We start from the raw sequence: 19,865 nt of genomic DNA on the forward strand, positions 1-19,865 counted from the left end.
CCGCTGGCATTACGGCGGTGTAGAGATCAACTGAAAGGACTATCATGGCCAAGGAAGCCGCTCGTGTTCGCCGTCGCGAACGCAAGAACATTTCGTCGGGCGTTGCCCACGTCAATTCGACCTTCAACAACACGATGATCACCATCACCGACGCGCAGGGCAATTCGATTGCCTGGTCGTCGGCCGGTGCCCAGGGCTTCAAGGGCTCGCGCAAGTCGACCCCGTTCGCCGCCCAGATGGCTGCCGAGGACGTTGCCAAGAAGGCCCAGGAACACGGCATGCGCATGCTCGAAGTCGAGGTCTGCGGACCGGGCTCCGGTCGTGAGTCGGCGTTGCGCGCCCTGCAGGCGGCCGGCTTCACCATCACCTCGATCCGTGATGTGACGCCGATCCCGCACAATGGCTGCCGTCCGCGCAAGAAGCGCCGCGTCTAAGCAATTTATCGAACGCCGCGTGAGCGCCCAAGGGCGTTCCTCCACGGTATTCCAGGTCGCCCGCCACGATTGGATGGTGGCGGGTCAACGGAAGGAAAGCATCATGATCCAGAAAAATTGGCAGGAACTGATCAAGCCGAACAAGATCGAGTTCTCGTCGAAGAAGAAGACGCTGACCACGCTGGTCGCTGAGCCGCTCGAGCGTGGCTTTGGCCTGACGCTTGGCAACGCGCTGCGCCGCGTGCTTCTGTCTTCGCTTCGCGGGGCGGCCGTCACCGCCGTGCAGATCGACGGTGTTCTGCACGAATTCTCGTCCATCGCCGGCGTGCGCGAGGACGTGACCGACATCGTCCTGAACATCAAGGAAATCGCCATCCGCATGGAGGGCGATGGCCCCAAGCGCATGGTCGTTCGCAAGCAGGGCCCGGGTGCGGTTCTTGCCGGCGACATCCAGACGGTTGGCGACGTGGAGATCCTCAACCCCGACCACGTCATCTGCACGCTGGACGAAGGCGCTGAAATCCGCATGGAATTCACCGTCGACACCGGCAAGGGCTACGTGCCTGCCGAGCGCAACCGCGCCGAGGACGCGCCGATTGGCCTGATCCCGGTCGACAGCCTCTATTCGCCGGTGAAGAAGGTCTCCTACAAGGTCGAGAACACCCGCGAGGGCCAGGTTCTCGACTATGACAAGCTGACCATGACCATCGAGACCGACGGTTCGATCTCGGGCGAGGACGCGGTGGCTTTCGCCGCCCGCATCCTGCAGGACCAGCTTGGCCTGTTCGTCAACTTCGACGAGCCGCAGAAGGAAGTCGCCGCCGAAGCCGTCACCGAGCTCGCCTTCAACCCGGCGCTGCTCAAGAAGGTCGACGAACTCGAGCTTTCGGTGCGTTCGGCCAACTGCCTGAAGAACGACAACATCGTCTATATCGGCGATCTCATCCAGAAGACCGAAGCCGAGATGCTGCGCACCCCGAACTTCGGCCGCAAGTCGCTGAACGAGATCAAGGAAGTGCTGGCAGCGATGGGTCTGCACCTCGGCATGGAAGTGCCTGACTGGCCGCCGGAAAACATCGAAGACCTCGCCAAGCGTTACGAAGACCAATATTGAGCATGAATTCCAAGGATGGGCGGCGTGAGCCGCTCGATCCGACGGTCATGCGGAAAACCCTCGGAGGCCGTGGCCTCTTGAACAACTGAAGAAGGAAAAGAGCCATGCGCCACGGTTTTAAAGGCCGCCGCTTCGCCCGCAGCATTAGCCACCGCAAGTCGATGTTCGCCAACCTGGCGGTGTCGCTGCTCGAGCACGAGCAGATCGTCACCACCTTGCCGAAGGCGAAAGACCTGCGTCCGATCGTTGAGAAGCTGGTGACCCTCGGCAAGCGCGGCGACCTGCACGCGCGCCGCCAGGTGATCGCGCAGATCGGCAATGAAGGCGTCGTCAAGCGCCTGTTCGACACCATCGCCCCGCGCTATGCCACCCGCAACGGCGGCTATCTGCGCATCATGAAGGCCGGCTTCCGTCACGGCGACAATGCCGCGATGGCGGTCATCGAGTTCGTCGATCGCGACACCTCGGCCAAGGGCGCCGGCGATCGCGCCCGCATCGAAGCCGAAGGCACGGACGAAGTCGCAGCCGCATAAGGCTTCGCCTTTTCGGAGTGAATTAGAGGGGCCTGCGGGCCCCTTTTTCATAACGGCGTGCGCCAAGGCGTGCCCAAAACGATTGACTGCCGCGAAAATAATCGGATTTCAGCGGCTTAGCCTTTCATTTTGCACATTCGTCGGGACAATGCGCCCGAACTCGCTTGGAGGATTCGTAATGCGCGCCAAAAGACTGTCCTTTGTTCTGCTCTGCGCCTTCATGGTGTTCGCAGCCACACCGGCAGTTCGGCATGCGCTGGCCGAAGACGCTGCCAAGCCCGCCGATCCAGGCCTCTCCGACGTGTTGACGGACTTGCTGCATGGCGTCGAAGGCGAGAATGCCACTTCAGGTCCGGACAAGCGCGTGCCTTTCGGCCGGGAGGAGGTCCAGCTTTCATTCGCGCCGCTGGTCAAGCAGACGGCACCCGCGGTGGTCAACGTCTATGCCTCGCAGACCGCCAAGGTGACATCGCCTTTCGAAGGCGATCCATTCTTCGAGGAATTCTTCGGCCGTGCCCAGCCGCGTGCGCAGTCTTCGCTCGGCTCGGGCGTGCTCGTCGATCCGAGCGGTGTCATCGTGACCAATTTCCACGTCATCAAGGATGCCGATGAGGTCAAGGTGGCGACCGCCGACGGCCGCGAATTCACCAGCAAGGTGATGCTGAAGGACGAGACGCTCGATCTCGCCGTGCTCAAGATCGAGTCCGACAAGCCGTTCCCGGTCATCGCCATCGGGGATTCCGACGCGCTCGAGGTCGGTGACCTGGTGCTGGCCATCGGCAACCCGTTCGGTGTTGGCCAGACCACAACCAGCGGCATCGTTTCCGCGCTTGCCCGCAGCCATATCGGCGTTTCGGATTCGGGTTATTTCATCCAGACAGACGCCGCCATCAACCCCGGCAATTCTGGCGGCGCGCTGATCAACATGGGCGGCCAGCTGATCGGCATCAACACCGCCATCTACAGCCGCAGCGGCGGCTCGATCGGCATCGGGTTCGCCATCCCCGCCAACATGGTGCGGGCTTTCGCCGATGCCGCCAAGGCCGGTCTCGATTTCTTCGAACGGCCCTATATCGGCGCCGAATTCGAAGCGGTGACGCCGCAGATCGCCGAATCGCTGGGCATGGAAAAGCCGACCGGCGCGCTGGTCTCCTCCGTCGACGTGACGGGTCCCGCCGGCAAGGCAGGATTGAAGCCGGGCGATGTCGTGCTGCAGATCAATGGCAAGCCGGTCGAGAGCATCGAGGCGCTCGACTACCGCATGGCGACGCTGTCGATCGGCACCAAGGCGAATTTCGCGATCCTGACCAAGGGTCAGCAAGCGGCGATGGACATTGCGCTGGAGCGCGCGCCGGCGGGGGCGAAAGCCTCGGAAGTGACGCTGCATGGCCGCAGCCCGTTCTCGGGCGCGAAGGTTTCGGAACTGTCGCCGCGGCTTGCCCAGAAGCTTGGCTTGCGCACCGATCTCAAGGGCGTGACGGTGATCGATATCAATCGCGATTCGCCGGCCGCCGATTTCGGCTTTCAGCCAGGCGACATCGTGCGCGAGGTCAACGGCACCACCATCGACACCGCCGCGGTGCTGGTGCAGGTCGCCCAGCAGGATACGCGCTGGTGGCGCTTTACCGTCGAGCGCGGCGGGCAGATACTGCGCCAGGTTTTGCGTTACTGAGTTCGACCCTGAAGGGATCGCGCTCCAAACTTGGAGCAGGTCGGTGTTTCACCAAAACGCCGACCTGCTCTATATCCTTGTTTTGACGCAATCCCGGACGGAAGTTTTGACGCAGTCCCGGACGGAAAATCGCTTCACACTTTTCCTGGAATTGCTCTGAGGAAGTGCATGGCCGATCTGTTCAGCGTTGACGAACCGGAAAAGGTGCCGCCCGGACGGCCGCTGGCCGACAGGTTGCGTCCGAAAAATCTCGGCGAGGTCGTTGGCCAGGAACATCTGACGGGGCCCGATGGCGCGCTGACCCGGCTGATCGGCTCCGGCTCGCTGGGATCGATGATCTTCTGGGGGCCGCCAGGCACCGGCAAGACCACGGTGGCGAGGCTGCTTGCCGGCGAGACCAGCCTTGCCTTCGAGCAGATATCGGCGGTCTTTTCCGGTGTCGCCGACCTGAAGAAAGTGTTCGAGGCGGCCAAGCTGCGCCGTGCCAACGGCCGCCAGACCTTGCTTTTCGTCGACGAGATACATCGCTTCAACCGCGCCCAGCAGGATTCATTCCTCCCCGTCATGGAGAATGGGACGGTCGTGCTGGTGGGCGCCACCACAGAAAACCCGTCCTTCGAACTCAACGCGGCCTTGTTGTCGCGCGCGCGGGTCATGGTCTTTCATTCGCTGGGTGAGGACAGCATCGCCAAGCTGATGACGCGGGCGGAGGAGGCGGAGGGCAGGGCGCTGCCGCTTGATGATGAAGCGCGCACGATGCTCATTCGTATGAGCGATGGCGACGGACGCGCATCGCTGACACTGGCAGAAGAGGTCTGGCGCGCGGCCAAACCTGGCGAGATATTCGATCCCGAAGGGCTGCAGCGCATCGTCCAGCGCCGTGCGCCGATTTACGACAAGGGCCAGGATGGCCATTACAACCTGATCTCGGCGCTGCACAAGTCGGTGCGCGGCTCGGATCCCGATGCCGCCCTCTACTATCTCGCGCGCATGTTCGATGCCGGGGAGGATCCGCTCTATCTAGGCCGCCGGCTGGTTCGCATGGCGATGGAGGACATCGGGCTGGCCGATCCGCAGGCCCTGGTCGTCGCCAACGCGGCCAAGGATGCCTACGACTATCTCGGCTCTCCGGAGGGGGAACTCGCCTTTGCCGAGGCCACCGTCTATCTCGCCACCGCGCCCAAATCCAATGCCGTTTACACTGCCTTCAAGGCTGCGACGCGGGCCGCTAAGGAACATGGCTCGCTGCTGCCGCCGAAGCATATTCTTAACGCGCCGACCAAGCTGATGAAGGAAGAGGATTACGGCGCCGGCTACCGCTACGACCATGATGAGCCAGATGCCTTTTCAGGCCAGGATTATTTTCCGGAAAAGATGGGCCGCCAGACCTTCTACGATCCGCCCGAGCGTGGTTTCGAGCGCGACATCAGGAAGCGGCTCGACTACTGGGCAAAGCTGCGCAAAGAGCGGGAATAGCCGGGCTTGCGGAGCCCGGTGGCCCTATCGGCGCAAAACGCGGCCTCGCCCTGGGGCATTTCCACTTCGGTTCTCCTGCATGGGCTGCTCGCCGCTAGCGTCATGTTGATACCATGCCGAAGCGCCCGAGCCGGCCAGAGGAGGAGCGCGTGTCGGTCGCCATCCTGACGTCACTGCCATTTGAGGTTTCGACAAGGCCGCACCCAGCCCGGCCAGATACCATGGCCGTTGTGCGGTGATCCAAAAAACCTTATCAAGGCGCACGGCCGGGCGGTGGCCGTTGCCATTATTGGGCACCTCATTCGCAACAGGATCGCGCTTCGCGCGTGGAAAAATGACAAAAACCCTTCGCAAATCCCTTCGCAAATTCGCCATTGCCATCCCTCTTCTCGCCCTTGGCTTCTATTTCATCCCGATCCTAACGACGATCTTCATCGTCTGTGGTCTGATCGACGTGTTGCGCAACGATAGGAAGGATTTGGCGCTGTTCAGCGGCTACTTCCTGGGCAACGGGCTCTTCACCTGGCTGCTGTCGCCCTTCAACCTGCTGGTCGATCTCCTGTGCTACAGAAATCCGGGCGTGTGGAAACTGGAGCAGTTTCCCGCCGACTATCAGCGTGAGGTCAATGAGGTCCTTGATGTATTCAAGGCGCGCAAGGATGAGATCATCGCCGACATCGACGCCAATTTCGGCGCCGGCCGGCGCGGCATGTATGTCTACCAGTGGTACGGCAAGCACAGGATCGACAACGTCGAGGAATTCAACAAGGACTTCAAATATATCAAGACGATTGCCGTTTCCGTCTTCAGCAAGCGCGAATCGACCTCTTGGCATTTCGGGCCGCTGCGGCTCAGCCTGCGTATCCTCTACAATCTGATCCCGGTGAAAGCGGAGATTTTCGTCGAATGCGGCAACGTCAAGAACTACTGGTACGACAATCCGCAGTTCATTTTCGACGACACGCTGCTGCATCGCTCGGTCAACGAGTATGATGGCCGCCGCTACTGCGTGTTCATGGATATTATCAGGCCGTCCCCGGTGCCCCGCCTGATCGCTGGCATGCTTGCGGTCGTCTCGGTGAGCGTCGAGCGCATCAACTCGATGTTCTACAAGAACTGGAAGATGATTGGCTCGACCAAACCGAAGAAGATTGGAACGACCTGAGCCGAAATTCGTCAACGCTACCGGCGACACCGGCAGCGTTCTGACGCCTGCAGGTGTGAGTTCGGCCATTCATTGCAGGGCGCTGATGTCCGGCGGACCTCCTGGAAAGGCGCGCTCCACGCTTGCGGCGTCCGCTTGTTCAAGTATACATCCGTTTCGAGCTCAATATTCATCCTGTGATTCTCATGGGGTGCGCATTTGCCGGAATGGCTCTTGGCTGTGCCAGCGCTTTCCCGTTTGATCGCAACGGTTCTTATCTCTTCCTCTCTTGGCGGCCTCAGGTGACAAGCGACAAGGTCTTCGGATTCTGGACGGCAACCTACATAGCCACCGCATTGCTGGGTGTTGCTGTCTGCGTCGTCTACATAAACCTCGAAGAATCCGTCTACTATTGGGACTTCGCCGCCTATTTCAACACGTTCAACCGGGAGGGCGCTCTCCTGGTCAAGAGCCCTCTGGAATGGCTGAGCCATGTTGGCATCTCCATCGAAAGGGACGACTACAGTGCGGCAATTCTGGTGCCTCTGATGCCGTTTTACCTGTTGTTTGGCGGCTCACGACTTTCCTATATGGCCTCAATAGTCGCAGTCTATTTTGTCCCGACGATTCTTGTCATAGCGCGAATGAGCTACGTTGAAGCGGTCTCCGCGACGTCTCCGTCCCGAGGCTGGTTTGCCGTCTGGATCGCGGTCTTTCTCTACACGCCGTTCTGGGCGGCAACGCTTCGTGGGCTGCCGGACATTGCCGGTTGTTTCGCGCTTGCCGCGGGGACCTGGATTCTTTGGAAGTCGAAGTTCCTGACCCGTGAACCTGTGATCAGCGCAATGAGCGCCGGCGCGTGCCTGTGGTTGGCGTTCATGCTGCGCCGTTGGTACGCCTATAGCGTGATGGGGGTCGCTATTTCCGCGGCTTTCTTTTGTCTGTTGCTGGTTGCCAAGGATCGGGATTTCCCTGCGCTGCGGAAAGCCATGTTGGGGGGCATGTGCGCGCTCGCCGTCATCCTGGGAAGCGCGTGGAATTTTCAGCTTCCGCTGATCGCCAGGATTCTGGGAACCAGCTATGGCGATCTTTACAGCGGGTACAGGACGGATCTCGTCACCCAACTTGGCGAAATGGCCTCCAGGCTCAGTTGCCTGAATTGGCTCTTGGTGCTGGTGGGCCTTTGCTTATCCGTTGCGCGAGGCAACAGGTTTGTCTTGTTCTGCGCTGTCGCCTCGGTACTCACGTTTTTCCTTTTCACCCGAACGCAGGATCCGGAACGGCACCATTCGATGCCGATGTTTCTTTGGCTCTTTCCCGCCTATGCCCAAGCGATCGTTGCAATCGTTTCGGTGCCGGCGCTGAGAGCGCGATGGTCAACCGCCGTCATTGCCGTTGTCGCTGGACTCGCTTTTTTGGGCACCTTTTTTCCGATAGGTCGTCAGCTGCTGTCACCGGTCAGCGTCGTTTTTGCCAAGGAAGCCACACTCCCCCTGCATCTCGACAATCTTCCCGAATACAGACGGCTTATTGCCGATCTTACAAGCAAAATGGGACCAGAGGATCGGTTTTCCGTCTTTGCGTCGGGCTCGGTCCTGAGCGACTCGCTGCTTTTTGGCATGGACCGAAACCTTCTCCCTTACGTCGGGTGGTCTTGCCAGGTGGATAGTCGCGACCAGTTCGTACCGGAAGCATTGAAATCAAGGTATGCGGTCGTCACCGACCGACCGGTTACTCATTTGCAATGGGGCGCGCAACTGTGCGTCACGATGCCGAACCAATATATATTCGAAGGAAAAGGCATCGGTGCTGCCTATAAGCGCATTGCGGCATATCAGCTGTCCGGCGGTGTTGCCGGCTACCTCTACGAGCGGATGCGCCCGGTCAGCAAAGTGGAAATCGACGCCCTCTACAGCGAGTTCAAGAAGAAATATCCGCATTGGACCGCGCCTGAGTAGTCACCTTGTATCGGTTGCATTTCAATGCTGCTCAGGCGACCCCAACCGAGCGCAGGCCACGGCCTTCTCCATATGCGCGTGGCGTGCCTTGCCAATCGCTGTGATCGCTCACAACCGAAATGCGCTGAAGTATGTAGCTTGTCGTTGTTGCGCGAATCTGATGCTTCGTAATCTGCAAGCGGTTTTTTGTTGTACATTAGCGGCGGCAAATATCATGGCTCGATTGGTCGGTTTCGCAATTTCGCTTCGGTGACCCAAGTGGAAAATCTCAGGAGCGGTTGGCTTTGGGGCGGGCTTTATATATGCACAGCATTGCTGTGCGTTGCTTTTGTAGCAATATACATAGGTCTGGAAGATCCAGTCTATTATTGGGATTATGACGCCTATTTCAAGGTGTTTAACCAGCAGGGTGATTTCCTGGTTGAGAATCCCGTCCAGTGGCTGCGCCAATTGCGGGCATCTATCCAGAAGGACAGTTACAGTGTGGCGATTTTGGCGGCGCTGATGCCATTCTACACGGTCTTCGGCGGCTCGAGATTTTCATACATCGCTGCGGTTGTTGCGGTTTACCTGGTTCCGACTGCTCTCTTCATAGGTAGAATAAGCTATCTCGAGGCGGTCCCCGCGAAGCGTTCGCCACGAAGCTGGTTTGCCGTTTGGGTTGCGGCCGTTCTCTACACACCATTTTGGGCGGCGACACTTCGCGGGATGCCGGACATTGCCGGTTCCTTGGCGCTAGTCGCGGCAACCTATTTCATTTGGAAATCAAAATTCCTCACGCAGGAGCCGGTGGCCAGCGGAGTACGGGTCGGTGGATATCTGTGGTTGGCGTTCATGCTGCGCCGCTGGTATGCGTATTCCGCCGTGGCGGTCGCAATTTCCGCGGCATTCTTTTTTTTACCGCGGATCGCAATGAACCGGGACTTTCCGGCCCTCTGGAAAGCCGTGTTGGGAGGCTTGTGTGCGGTTCTCGTTGTTGCCGGAGCGGCATGGATTTTCCAGCTGCCCCTGATCCTCGAGATTTTGGGGACCAACTACGGCGAGCTCTACGCCGGATACAAGACGAATTTCCTCTCCCAACTCGAGCAAATTGGATCCAGGCTCAGCTATGCAAACTGGCTATTGATCCTGGTGGGCCTTTATTTCTCTGTTGTACGCGGCAACCGCTTCTCTTTGTTCTGTGCCGTTGCCTCGGCGCTCACCTTTTTTCTGTTTACCCGGACGCAGGATCCGGATCGCCATCATTCGATGCCTATATTTCTTTGGCTTTTTCCTGCCTATGCTCAGGCAATCGTCGCGATCGTTTCGGGGTCAACGCTGAGGGCGCGATGGACGGCAGCTAGTATAGCCGTTGCCGCTGGACTGGCGTTCTTGGGCACCTTCTTGCCGGGCGGTCGACAACTGCTGTCGCCGATCAGCTACGTGTACGCCAGGGAAGCCACGCTTCCTCTTCACCTCGACAATCTGCCTGAATATAAGCGGCTCGCTGATGACCTTCTCGCCAAGATGGAACCCGATGATCGTTTTGCGGTGTTTGCTTCAGGTTCGGTCATGAACGATTGGCTGTTGCTTGGAATGAACCCTGGTTTGTCCTCACACCTGGAGCCGACTTGTCAAGTGGACAGCCGTGATGAATTCGGGCCGAAAGCATTGAAATCTAAATTTATAGTCGTTACCGACCCGCCCGTTACCCACCTGCAGCAGGGCGCGCAGATCTGCGTCACGATGCCAAACCAATATATCCTCGAAGGCAGGGGCATTGGCGCCGCATACAGGCGCCTGGCCTCTTATCAACTCTCCGAGGGGGTCAACGGCTATCTGTATGAGCAGATGCGTCCGGTCAGCAAAGTCGAGGTCGACGCTCTTTATAGTGAATTTCAAAAGAAATACCCAAGCTGGCAACCGCCCCAATGGTGACGTCGGATCGATTGCGTTTCCGGTAGCTGGCCGATGTGAAGTTGCGCGAGTTGCAAGCGCGTTCCGGAGCGCCGTCGCAAACTTGAGGGATTGACGCCGCCACGCGTGCGAAGGCAGTAACGTTCTATGTTCAATCTGCTTCTCGTAGCCGTCGGCGGCGGCATCGGCGCCGGCATCCGCCATCTGACCAGCATGGGCGCGCTGCGCCTCGTCGGTCCCAACTATCCCTGGGGCACGATGGCGATCAACATCGTCGGCTCGTTTGCGATGGGGCTGTTCATCGCCATCCTTGCGCGTCGCGGCGGGTCCAATGAGGTCAGGCTGTTCGTTGCTACCGGCATTCTTGGAGGCTTCACCACCTTCTCCGCCTTTTCGCTCGACTTCGCGGCCCTGTGGGAACGCGGCTCGACACTGCCGGCGTTCGGATATGCGCTTGCCAGCGTCGTTGGCGCGATCATTGCCCTGTTTCTGGGACTTTGGCTCGCAAGAACCGTTTCATAATGTTATTGCCGCGCCAAGCGCAGGCCAAGAGCCCTGCTCGGGAAACGGATAAGCGAAGAAGACATGGCAGGCGTTGAACAGATCACGGTGGAGGCCGGCGAGGCGGGCATGCGGCTCGATCGCTGGTTCAAGACCCATTTCCCGGGCCTTGGCTTCGGCCATCTACAGAAGCTGCTGCGCTCCGGCCAGATCCGCGTCGATGGCGGCCGGGTCAAGGCCGACACCCGCGTCGAGCCAGGGCAGATGGTTCGCGTTCCGCCGCTCGAGGTAGACAAGAAGGGCGAGAGCGCGCTCACCGGCCACTCGATCCGCAACCAGGGCGACGCCGATGTGCTCGCCAAGATGCTGATCCACGAGGATCCCAAGGTCTTCGTCTTCAACAAGCCGGCGGGCCTCGCCGTTCAGGGCGGCTCCGGCGTTACCCGCAATGTCGATGACATGCTGGAAGCATGGCGCAGCCAGAAAGGCGAGAAGCCGCGGCTGGTGCACCGGCTCGACCGCGACACGTCGGGTGTGCTGGTGGTGGCCCGCACGAGGCTGGCCGCGATGAAGCTTTCAGAGGCGTTCCGGGCGCGGGAAACCAAGAAGACCTACTGGGCGCTGGTCAAGGGCGTGCCGCCCAAGCGCGAGGACAAGATCTCGACCTGGCTGATCAAGGAGGCTACGCCGGACGGCGACCGCGTGCGCATCGCCGCGCATGGCGAGAAAGGCGCCGACCACGCCGTGTCCTATTATCGCATCATCGAGCAGGCGGCGCAGACCATGACCTGGCTGGAGATGGAACCTTATACCGGCCGCACACACCAGCTTCGCGTCCATGCCGCCCATATTGGCTGCCCGATCATCGGCGACCCGAAATACTTCGAGGCCGACACCAACTGGGATTTTCCTGGCGGCATTCAAAACCGGCTGCATCTGCACGCGCGCCGCATCATTATCCCGCACCCGGACAAGGGCGTCATCGACGTCACCGCGCCGATGCCGCCGCACATGCGCCAGAGCTGGAACCTGATCGGCTTCGATGACGCCAGCGCGGAGGACTAACCGTGAGCGGCGCCACCGATGCGCTCGATCGGCGCGACGCGGTCGACATGGCCGCCGCCTCGATCATGGTCGGCCTGACATTCTCCTGGGGACTGAACTACGTCGCCGCCAAGGTCTCTTATGCCGGTTACGACCCCGTCTTCCTCTCGATCGCGCGTTCGGTCATCGGTGGTTTCTGCGTCTTTCTCTGGTGTCGCTGGCGCGGCATTGCGCTGTTCACCAGGGATGGGACATTGCCGGCGGGTATCGCGGTCGGCTTGCTTTTCGGCGTCGAGTTCCTTTGTCTCTACGTTGGCCTGGAGCATACGACCGTGGCGCGCAATACTTTGCTGGTCAACTCAATGCCGTTCTGGATGCTGATCGGCGGCCACTTCCTGCTTGGCGAACAGATCACCATGCGCAAGTTCCTCGGACTGCTGTTGGCCTTCGCCGGTCTTGCCGCGGTCTTTTCCGATAAGCTCGGGGGTAGCGGAGACATGCTGTTCGGTGATCTCCTGAGCCTCGGTTCGGGGTTGTTCTGGGCCCTGACCAATATCCTTATCAAACGATCGAAACTGGTCGAGGCGAGTGCGGAAAAACTGCTGCTCTATCAACTCGCCGGCGCTGCGATCGTTGGCGTGATGGTCCTGCCTCTTGCCGGCCCGCCGGTGCGCGATCCCTCCCTGTTGCCGACATTGGCGCTGCTTTTCCAGGCGATCTATATCGTCGCCTTCACCTATGTGTTGTGGTTCTGGCTGCTGCGCCGCTATCCGGCCTCGGGCTTGTCCAGCTTCACCTTCCTGTCGCCGGTCTTCGGTGTCTTAAGCGGTGCGATCATCTTGAACGAGCCGCTGACCATTCGTATTTTTCTTGCACTTGGCTTGATTGCGGCCGGCCTGGTCATCGTCAACCGGCCGGCACGCAAGCTGATACCGGTGTAAGAAAGGCACTTCATGCGTGATATCCTCAACGACCTCGAAGCGGGCAAGTATCTTTCCGATCCGGATCCGGTGCGTCGCGCCCAGATTCAGATGAAGACGCCGCTGCCCAAGCGCTTCTATAAGAAGGTCTCGGTCGCGCCGGTGGAAGGTGGCTTTGCCATCCATCTCGACGGCAAGCCGGTGCGCACGCCGGGCAAAGCACTGCTGGCGCTGCCAACCGAGGCGGCCGCGACGCTGGTTGCCGGCGAGTTCGCGGAACAGGGCGAGACGATCAATCCGATGACGATGCCGGTTATGCGGCTGGTCAACACCGCCATCGATGGCGTGGCCAGCGATCCGCAGGCGGTTCTGGAAGACATTCTGCGGTTTGCCTCGTCGGATCTGCTCTGTTATCGCGCCGATGCCCCGCAAGGGCTGGTCGAGCGGCAGAACGAGCAGTGGGATCCCGTCATCGACTGGGCCCGCGCGGCACTTGGGGCCCGCTTCAACCTTGCCGAGGGCATCATCCATGTCGAGCAACCGCGCGAAACCATTGCGGTGCTGGGCAGCCATCTGGCGCAACGCGCCGAACCGCTGCGCCTTGCCGCCATTCATGTCATGACGTCGTTGACCGGCTCGGCATTGCTGGCCTTGGCGGTCGATTTCGGCGAGCTAGACGGCGAGCAGGCCTGGGCCGCCGGCCATGTCGACGAGGACTGGCAGACCGCACAGTGGGGACAGGACGCCGAAGCCGTCGCGCGCCGCGCCGCTCGCAAACGGGACATGATGGCCGCCGTCGGCTTGCTCGAAGCACTGCGGGCCTGAGCGCTTCGCTCCGCCTTCGCACTGCACCTAATACGAAAGTCATAATCCCATCGTCGCGGTGCCCTTTCCCCGCCCTTTCTGCCATTTTCCCTGTGTTGGCTGCGTCTTTGAGTCCGCGTTCGGAGGAGAACGCGGACGTCGGCGCACAGCATCGAGGTCTCACGGGAGGATAAACCCTATGGCAATGGCATCGACCGCCGGCGGAACGAGCCGCGGCATGACGCGGGAGGAGAAGAAAGTCATCTTCGCTTCCTCGCTGGGCACTGTTTTCGAATGGTACGATTTCTATCTCTACGGCTCACTGGCGGCTTTCATCGGCTCAACCTTTTTCAGTCCGACCATTCCCGAGGCAACGCGTAACATCTTCGCACTGCTGGCCTTTGCCGCAGGCTTTCTGGTTCGCCCGTTCGGCGCGCTGCTGTTCGGTCGCATCGGCGACCTCGTCGGCCGCAAATACACATTCCTGGTCACAATGACGATCATGGGCCTGTCGACCTTCCTGGTCGGTCTGCTCCCCGGCTATGCAACCTTGGGCATCGCGGCTCCGGTGATCCTTATCGTCCTGCGCATGCTGCAGGGTTTGGCGCTGGGCGGCGAATATGGTGGCGCGGCGACCTATGTCGCCGAACATGCACCCGATGACCGCCGTGGCTTCTACACCTCATGGATCCAGACAACAGCGACGCTCGGCCTGTTCCTGTCGCTGATCGTCATCCTGATCGTGCAGGGATCGCTGAGCAAGGAGACCTACGCCGCCTGGGGCTGGCGCATTCCGTTCATCGTCTCTTTCCTGCTACTCGCCGTTTCGATCTGGATCCGGTTGTCACTCTCGGAGTCTCCGACCTTCCAGAAGATGAAGGACGAAGGCAAGGGCTCAAAGGCGCCGCTCTCGGAAGCCTTTGGTCAGTGGAAGAACGCCAAGATCGCGCTCCTGGCGCTGCTCGGCCTCACCGCCGGTCAGGCCGTGGTTTGGTACAATGGCCAGTTCTACGCGCTGTTCTTCCTGCAGAACGTGCTGAAGGTCGACGCGCAGTCGGTCAACATCATGATCGCCATCGCGCTGGCTATCGGCTCGATCTTCTTCGTCGTCTTCGGCTGGCTCTCCGACAAGATCGGCCGCAAGCCGATCATCATGGCTGGTCTTGCGCTGGCTATCGTCTGTACCTTCCCGCTGTTCAAGGCGTTGACCTGGGCCGCCAATCCGGCGCTCGCCAAGGCTCAGCAGAGCACTCGGGCAACGGTGACGGCAGCTCCCGGCGACTGCAAGTTCCAGTTCAATCCGGTGGGCACGGCGAAGTTCACGACGTCCTGCGACATCGCGACTTCGTTCCTGACCAAGAACTCGGTTCCCTATGAAGTGGTGTCGACGGCTGCGGCCGGGACGCCCGCGTCAGTCAAAATCGGTACAGAGACAGTGGCGTCTTACGATGCGGTCGCCGCCGGCGATCAGGCCAAGGCTAAGGAAGCCGCCTTCGTCAAGGCAGTCAACATGTCCTTGCAGGACGGCGGCTATCCGCTGAAGCGAGCGGCGATCAAGGTCGCGGACCAGAAACTCGATGCCTTCATCGCAGCCAATCCTGAACTTAAGCTCGACGCAGCCGCCATCCGCGGCGGCGAGAAGGCAGCGGTTCCGACCGATCAGGCGGTTAAGGACAAGGTCTTGACCGCCGATGAGGCAGCGGGCGCACCCGAGGTCACCGTCTACAACATACCGGGCGGCGGTGCCTTTGCGATGTTCGCCGATCCGGCGGCGGTTAACTGGCCGATGACGATCGGCATCCTGTTCATCCTGGTCCTGTTCGTGACCATGGTCTATGGACCGATCGCGGCGATCCTTGTCGAGATGTTCCCGACTCGCATTCGCTACACGGGCATGTCATTGCCCTACCACATCGGCAATGGCTGGTTCGGCGGCCTGCTGCCGGCGACGGTGTTTGCGCTCAGCGCCTACAAGGGCGATATCTACTATGGCCTTTGGTATCCGGTGGTCATCGCGGCGATGACGCTGATCATCGGCATGATCTTCGTCAAGGACACGCTCGGAACCGACCTGCGCGCCAAGGAATAGTCGGTAGGCCAGAACGAAAAGCCCGGCGCGAGCGATCGCGCCGGGCTTTTTCTTCAAGATCGACGTGGAAGGGTTCAGCTCTTCCGCCGCGGATCTTCTTCCTCAACGGCGGCCTCGTGGTACCAGCCATCGAAATCGGCGTGCTCGCCGCGAAGCGCGGCAAGCTCTGCCGCGAATTTGGCCTTGGCGCTTAAATTTAAGGCAGACCTGCGCGCTGCCAGCGGGAACATCAGGATTTTCGCCGACGGTCGCGATTGCGTGACTTGCATTGCCGGTCTCCCTGCTTTTTCAGAGGCTCATTGATTCAGCTCTCATCAAAATAGGTCCTGCGAGTCATTTAGGCAATATGCCTATGAAAAGATCATGATTTGCCTATGATTTAAGCAGTATTGCCGCCTGGATCATCCGCATGCATTGCTGAGGCGGCTCATTAAAATAACTGCCTGGGCATGATCATTTTGCCGCACCGTGCGACAGCCGAGTGGCACACGAATTGCTTTTTATCCATCGGCAGGCCGGCCTGTTTCGGCCATGCATCGACATCCGCCTGCTTGCGGTGTCCAAGCAACGAGAGGCTCTAGAATGACCAAATACAAGCTCGAGTATATCTGGCTCGATGGATACACCCCCGTCCCGAATCTTCGCGGCAAGACGCAGATCAAGGAATTCGCTGAGTTCCCGACGCTCGAGCAACTGCCGCTGTGGGGTTTCGACGGGTCCTCGACGCAGCAGGCCGAGGGCCATAGCTCCGATTGCGTGCTGAAGCCGGTCGCGGTCTATCCCGATCCGGCCCGCACCAACGGCGTGCTCGTCATGTGCGAAGTCATGATGCCCGACGGCGTTACGCCGCATGCATCTAACAAGCGCGCCACCATCCTCGACGACGAAGGCGCCTGGTTCGGCTTCGAGCAGGAGTATTTCTTCTACAAGGACGGCCGTCCGCTCGGCTTCCCCGAGAGCGGCTATCCCGCACCGCAGGGGCCGTACTATACCGGCGTCGGCTATTCGAATGTCGGCTCCGTTGCGCGCCAGATCGTCGAGGAACATCTTGATCTCTGCCTCGCGGCCGGCATCAACCATGAAGGCATCAACGCCGAAGTGGCGAAGGGGCAGTGGGAGTTCCAGATTTTCGGCAAGGGTTCCAAAAAGGCCGCCGACCAGATGTGGATGGCCCGCTATCTGATGCAGCGCTTGACCGAAAAGTACGGCATCGACATCGAATACCACTGCAAGCCCCTCGGCGACACCGACTGGAACGGCTCGGGCATGCATGCCAATTTCTCGACCGCCTATATGCGTGAAGTCGGCGGCAAGGCCTATTTCGAAGCGCTGATGGCGGCTTTCGACAAGAACCTGATGGACCACATCGCCGTCTACGGCCCGGACAACGACAAACGTTTGACCGGCAAGCACGAGACCGCGCCGTGGAACAGGTTCAGCTATGGCATCGCCGATCGCGGCGCCTCGATCCGCGTCCCGCATTCGTTCGTCAAGAACGATTACAAGGGCTATCTGGAAGACCGTCGTCCGAACTCGCAGGGCGACCCCTACCAGATCGCCTCGCAGATCCTGAAGACGATCGCTTCGGTCTCGGCGAGCGCAGAGATTTCTGCCGCCGCATGATCCGTTTTACGGCGCGCATCAATGCGCGGCAGATGGATGTTCTTGCAATACAGGCCTGGGCGGAAGCGCCCGGGCCTTTCTTTTTACCGACCCGACATGACGCCACGCGCGGTCAGCGTCGTCACCGACTGCCCCGGAGCGGCGAATTCCCCCAAAAAAAGTCAGGTTGAAAAATAACGAGCGGTTCCACCGAAACGAGGGGCTTTGGTTGACGCTCCTTGCCGCCACTCGTCTCGTGCATTTCCAAGTTTTCATTGAAAAAGCCCGGAAAAGAGCCTGTTTCAGCTCGGTCCGTACGCCAGCGATCCTTTATATAAGCCACTGTTCATACATTGAAATCGGCGATTTATGCCTCCGTGTGGCGGCGTTGACAGGCCACGCCGCGGTATGCGTATTCGTGGCCTAGGGGTTACGCCAAGCGATGCTGTTCGAACGGGGCGGGGGTTTCGTGAACGACGGCATTGGCGGGGGCGCCGGACGAGCGGGCATTGCAGCCTGAGGCAGTGTGCCGCTCGCTCCTGGCGATTGATTGCGTCCCCCAAAAAAGGAAGTTGGCCATCGTTGCGTGGCTGGCCGCACGCAATCCATCGATGAGCCTTTTCGGCAAAAGCCCTTGAAGGGGGAAAACCTTCAAGGGCCTTGAAACATTGTTCGAGCGGATTCCTAGACCGAATAGTACATGTCGTACTCGACCGGATGCGGGGTCATCTCGAAGCGCATCACTTCGGCCATCTTGAGCTCGATATAGCTGTCGATCTGGTCGTCGTCGAAGACGCCGCCGGCCTTCAGGAAGCCGCGGTCCTTGTCGAGGCTCTGGAGCGCTTCGCGCAGCGAACCGCAGACGGTCGGGATCTTCTTCAGTTCCTTCGGCGGCAGGTCGTAGAGATCCTTGTCCATCGGCTGTCCCGGGTGGATCTTGTTCTTGATCCCATCGAGGCCGGCCATCAGCAGCGCCGAGAACGCCAGGTAGGGGTTCGCGCCCGGATCGGGGAAGCGGACCTCGACGCGCTTGGCCTTCGGCGACGAGCCGAATGGGATGCGGCAGGAGGCCGAGCGGTTGCGCGCCGAATAGGCGAGCAGCACCGGCGCTTCATAGCCCGGCACCAGTCGCTTGTAGGAGTTGGTCAGCGGGTTGGTGAAGGCGTTGATCGCCTTGGCGTGCTTGATGACACCGCCGATGAAGAACAGGCAGTTTTCCGACAGTCCGGCATATTCATTGCCGGCGAAGGTCGGCTTGCCACCCTTCCAGATCGACATATGGACGTGCATGCCCGAGCCGTTGTCGCCGAATATCGGCTTCGGCATAAAGGTGGCCGTCTTGCCATAGGCATTGGCGACCTGGTGCACGACGTACTTGTAGATCAGCATCTTGTCGGCGTTGCGGACAAGCGCGTCGAACTTGATGCCGAGCTCGTGCTGGGCGGCGGCGACCTCGTGGTGGTGCTTTTCGACGCGCACGCCCATTTCGGCGAGTACGGTCAGCATTTCGGAGCGCATGTCCTGCGCCGAATCGATCGGCGGCACCGGGAAATAGCCGCCCTTGACTCGCGGACGGTGGCCGAGATTGCCGGTCTCGTAATCGGTGTCGTCGTTCGACGGCAGTTCCGTCGAATCGAGCTTGAAGCCTGTGTTATAGGGATCGGCCTTGTATTTCACGTCGTCGAACACGAAGAACTCGGCTTCCGGGCCGACATAGATGGTGTCGCCGATGCCTTCCGACTTCATGTAGGCCTCGGCTTTCTTGGCGGTGCCGCGCGGGTCGCGGTTGTAGGATTCGCCGGAAACCGGATCGAGAATGTCGCACAGGATGACCATGGTCGACTGCGCGAAGAACGGGTCCATGTGGACGGTGTCCGGGTCGGGCATCAGCACCATGTCGGATTCGTTGATGGCCTTCCAGCCTGCGATCGAGGAGCCGTCGAACATTACACCGTCGGCGAACATGTCTTCCTCGACCTCGACGACATCCATGGTGACGTGCTGCAGCTTGCCCTTCGGGTCGGTGAAGCGCAGGTCGACGAATTTAACGTCGTTGTCCTTGATCTGCTTCATGATGTCTTTGGCTGTCGTCATGTCATGTATCCCTGTGTGCTGACGTTTTTTGATGGATGACGTTTCTTAGAGGACGGCCGGCTCGGATCAAACCGCGTCCATTCCGGTTTCGCCGGTGCGGATGCGCACCACTTCCTCGATGTTGGAGACGAAGATTTTGCCGTCGCCGATGCGGCCGGTCTGGGCCGCCTTGCGGATAGCCTCAATCGCGCCTTCCACGGCATCGTCGCCGAGCACGACCTCGATTTTCACCTTGGGCAGGAAGTCGACGACATATTCAGCGCCGCGGTAGAGTTCGGTATGACCCTTCTGGCGGCCGAAGCCTTTGGCCTCGGTAACGGTAATGCCTTGCAGTCCGGCCTCCTGAAGCGCTTCCTTCACTTCGTCCAGCTTGAATGGCTTGATGATCGCTTCGATCTTTTTCATGTAAAAAGTGGCCTCCACTGCCAAAAAAACGGGTTGTGAGCCCCCGCTTGCGCCTCAATCAAGCACGAACTGTGCCAGTCGCAGGGAACAGAAGCGGTGTCATACGATTTCAAAGTCATGTCACCCCCGGATGCAAATTCGCGTCATTCGCTGCATCGGAAGCGGCATGGATGGCTGCA

The 19,865-nt window shown here is 60.0% G+C and carries 17 protein-coding genes; 14 read left to right on the forward strand and 3 right to left on the reverse strand.

What is annotated here, in order from left to right; all coding sequences use genetic code 11:
- Positions 1-44 precede the first annotated feature (44 nt).
- From rpsK to ACVWWD_RS20530, 13 genes are all read left to right on the forward strand, one after another.
- Entirely contained in the window at positions 45-434 is a 390-nt protein-coding gene (gene rpsK, locus ACVWWD_RS20470) for a 30S ribosomal protein S11 (protein WP_006205444.1), read from the forward strand.
- 103 nt (positions 435-537) lie between these two features.
- A complete protein-coding gene (locus tag ACVWWD_RS20475; protein ID WP_006205443.1) occupies positions 538-1,548 on the forward strand; it encodes a DNA-directed RNA polymerase subunit alpha in 1,011 nt (336 codons plus the stop codon).
- 104 nt (positions 1,549-1,652) lie between these two features.
- Positions 1,653-2,081, forward strand: a complete 429-nt coding sequence (rplQ, locus tag ACVWWD_RS20480) for a 50S ribosomal protein L17 (RefSeq protein ID WP_023773632.1) — start codon at positions 1,653-1,655, stop codon at positions 2,079-2,081.
- Positions 2,082-2,259: 178 nt separating this feature from the next.
- The gene (locus tag ACVWWD_RS20485) at positions 2,260-3,753 is read left to right on the forward strand and encodes a DegQ family serine endoprotease (RefSeq protein WP_457103294.1); all 1,494 of its coding nucleotides are present in this window, start codon (positions 2,260-2,262) and stop codon (positions 3,751-3,753) included.
- A gap of 168 nt (positions 3,754-3,921) precedes the next feature.
- On the forward strand, positions 3,922-5,229 hold the full coding sequence (locus tag ACVWWD_RS20490; RefSeq protein WP_352550619.1) for a replication-associated recombination protein A: 1,308 nt from the start codon (positions 3,922-3,924) through the stop codon (positions 5,227-5,229).
- Positions 5,230-5,563: 334 nt separating this feature from the next.
- Positions 5,564-6,394 (forward strand): aspartyl/asparaginyl beta-hydroxylase domain-containing protein, encoded by an 831-nt coding sequence (locus tag ACVWWD_RS20495; RefSeq protein WP_023773634.1) that lies wholly within the window; start codon positions 5,564-5,566, stop codon positions 6,392-6,394.
- Positions 6,395-6,516: 122 nt separating this feature from the next.
- Positions 6,517-8,331, forward strand: coding sequence for a hypothetical protein (locus ACVWWD_RS20500; RefSeq protein WP_457103295.1), 1,815 nt, complete (start codon positions 6,517-6,519; stop codon positions 8,329-8,331).
- 189 nt (positions 8,332-8,520) lie between these two features.
- Positions 8,521-10,248 (forward strand): hypothetical protein, encoded by a 1,728-nt coding sequence (locus tag ACVWWD_RS20505; RefSeq protein ID WP_352550624.1) that lies wholly within the window; start codon positions 8,521-8,523, stop codon positions 10,246-10,248.
- A gap of 126 nt (positions 10,249-10,374) precedes the next feature.
- Positions 10,375-10,749 (forward strand): fluoride efflux transporter CrcB, encoded by a 375-nt coding sequence (gene crcB, locus ACVWWD_RS20510; protein WP_023773637.1) that lies wholly within the window; start codon positions 10,375-10,377, stop codon positions 10,747-10,749.
- Positions 10,750-10,812: 63 nt separating this feature from the next.
- Positions 10,813-11,793 (forward strand): RluA family pseudouridine synthase, encoded by a 981-nt coding sequence (locus ACVWWD_RS20515; RefSeq protein ID WP_015317967.1) that lies wholly within the window; start codon positions 10,813-10,815, stop codon positions 11,791-11,793.
- Between the two features lie 47 nt (positions 11,794-11,840).
- The gene (locus ACVWWD_RS20520) at positions 11,841-12,713 is read left to right on the forward strand and encodes a DMT family transporter (RefSeq protein ID WP_051410234.1); all 873 of its coding nucleotides are present in this window, start codon (positions 11,841-11,843) and stop codon (positions 12,711-12,713) included.
- A gap of 12 nt (positions 12,714-12,725) precedes the next feature.
- Positions 12,726-13,517 (forward strand): ATP12 family chaperone protein, encoded by a 792-nt coding sequence (locus tag ACVWWD_RS20525; protein ID WP_352550626.1) that lies wholly within the window; start codon positions 12,726-12,728, stop codon positions 13,515-13,517.
- Positions 13,518-13,695: 178 nt separating this feature from the next.
- On the forward strand, positions 13,696-15,585 hold the full coding sequence (locus ACVWWD_RS20530) for an MFS transporter (protein WP_023783952.1): 1,890 nt from the start codon (positions 13,696-13,698) through the stop codon (positions 15,583-15,585).
- Between the two features lie 74 nt (positions 15,586-15,659).
- Here ACVWWD_RS20530 and ACVWWD_RS20535 read toward each other — a convergent pair whose 3' ends face one another.
- Positions 15,660-15,854, reverse strand: coding sequence for a DUF2735 domain-containing protein (locus ACVWWD_RS20535; protein WP_023773639.1), 195 nt, complete (start codon positions 15,852-15,854; stop codon positions 15,660-15,662).
- Between the two features lie 313 nt (positions 15,855-16,167).
- On the opposite strand from ACVWWD_RS20535, the gene ACVWWD_RS20540 reads away from it, so the two are divergent.
- Positions 16,168-17,208 carry a glutamine synthetase beta-grasp domain-containing protein gene (locus ACVWWD_RS20540; RefSeq protein ID WP_023773640.1) on the forward strand — a complete coding sequence of 347 codons (1,041 nt, stop codon included), beginning with the start codon at positions 16,168-16,170 and terminating at the stop codon, positions 17,206-17,208.
- Between the two features lie 663 nt (positions 17,209-17,871).
- Here ACVWWD_RS20540 and glnA read toward each other — a convergent pair.
- Positions 17,872-19,281 (reverse strand): type I glutamate--ammonia ligase, encoded by a 1,410-nt coding sequence (gene glnA / locus ACVWWD_RS20545; RefSeq protein WP_023773642.1) that lies wholly within the window; start codon positions 19,279-19,281, stop codon positions 17,872-17,874.
- A 66-nt stretch (positions 19,282-19,347) separates the two neighbouring features.
- Positions 19,348-19,686: a P-II family nitrogen regulator gene (locus tag ACVWWD_RS20550; RefSeq protein ID WP_006205430.1), complete on the reverse strand. Its 339-nt coding sequence runs from the start codon at positions 19,684-19,686 to the stop codon at positions 19,348-19,350.
- Positions 19,687-19,865: the final 179 nt, after the last annotated feature.

The organism is Mesorhizobium sp. URHB0026, assembly GCF_054059755.1.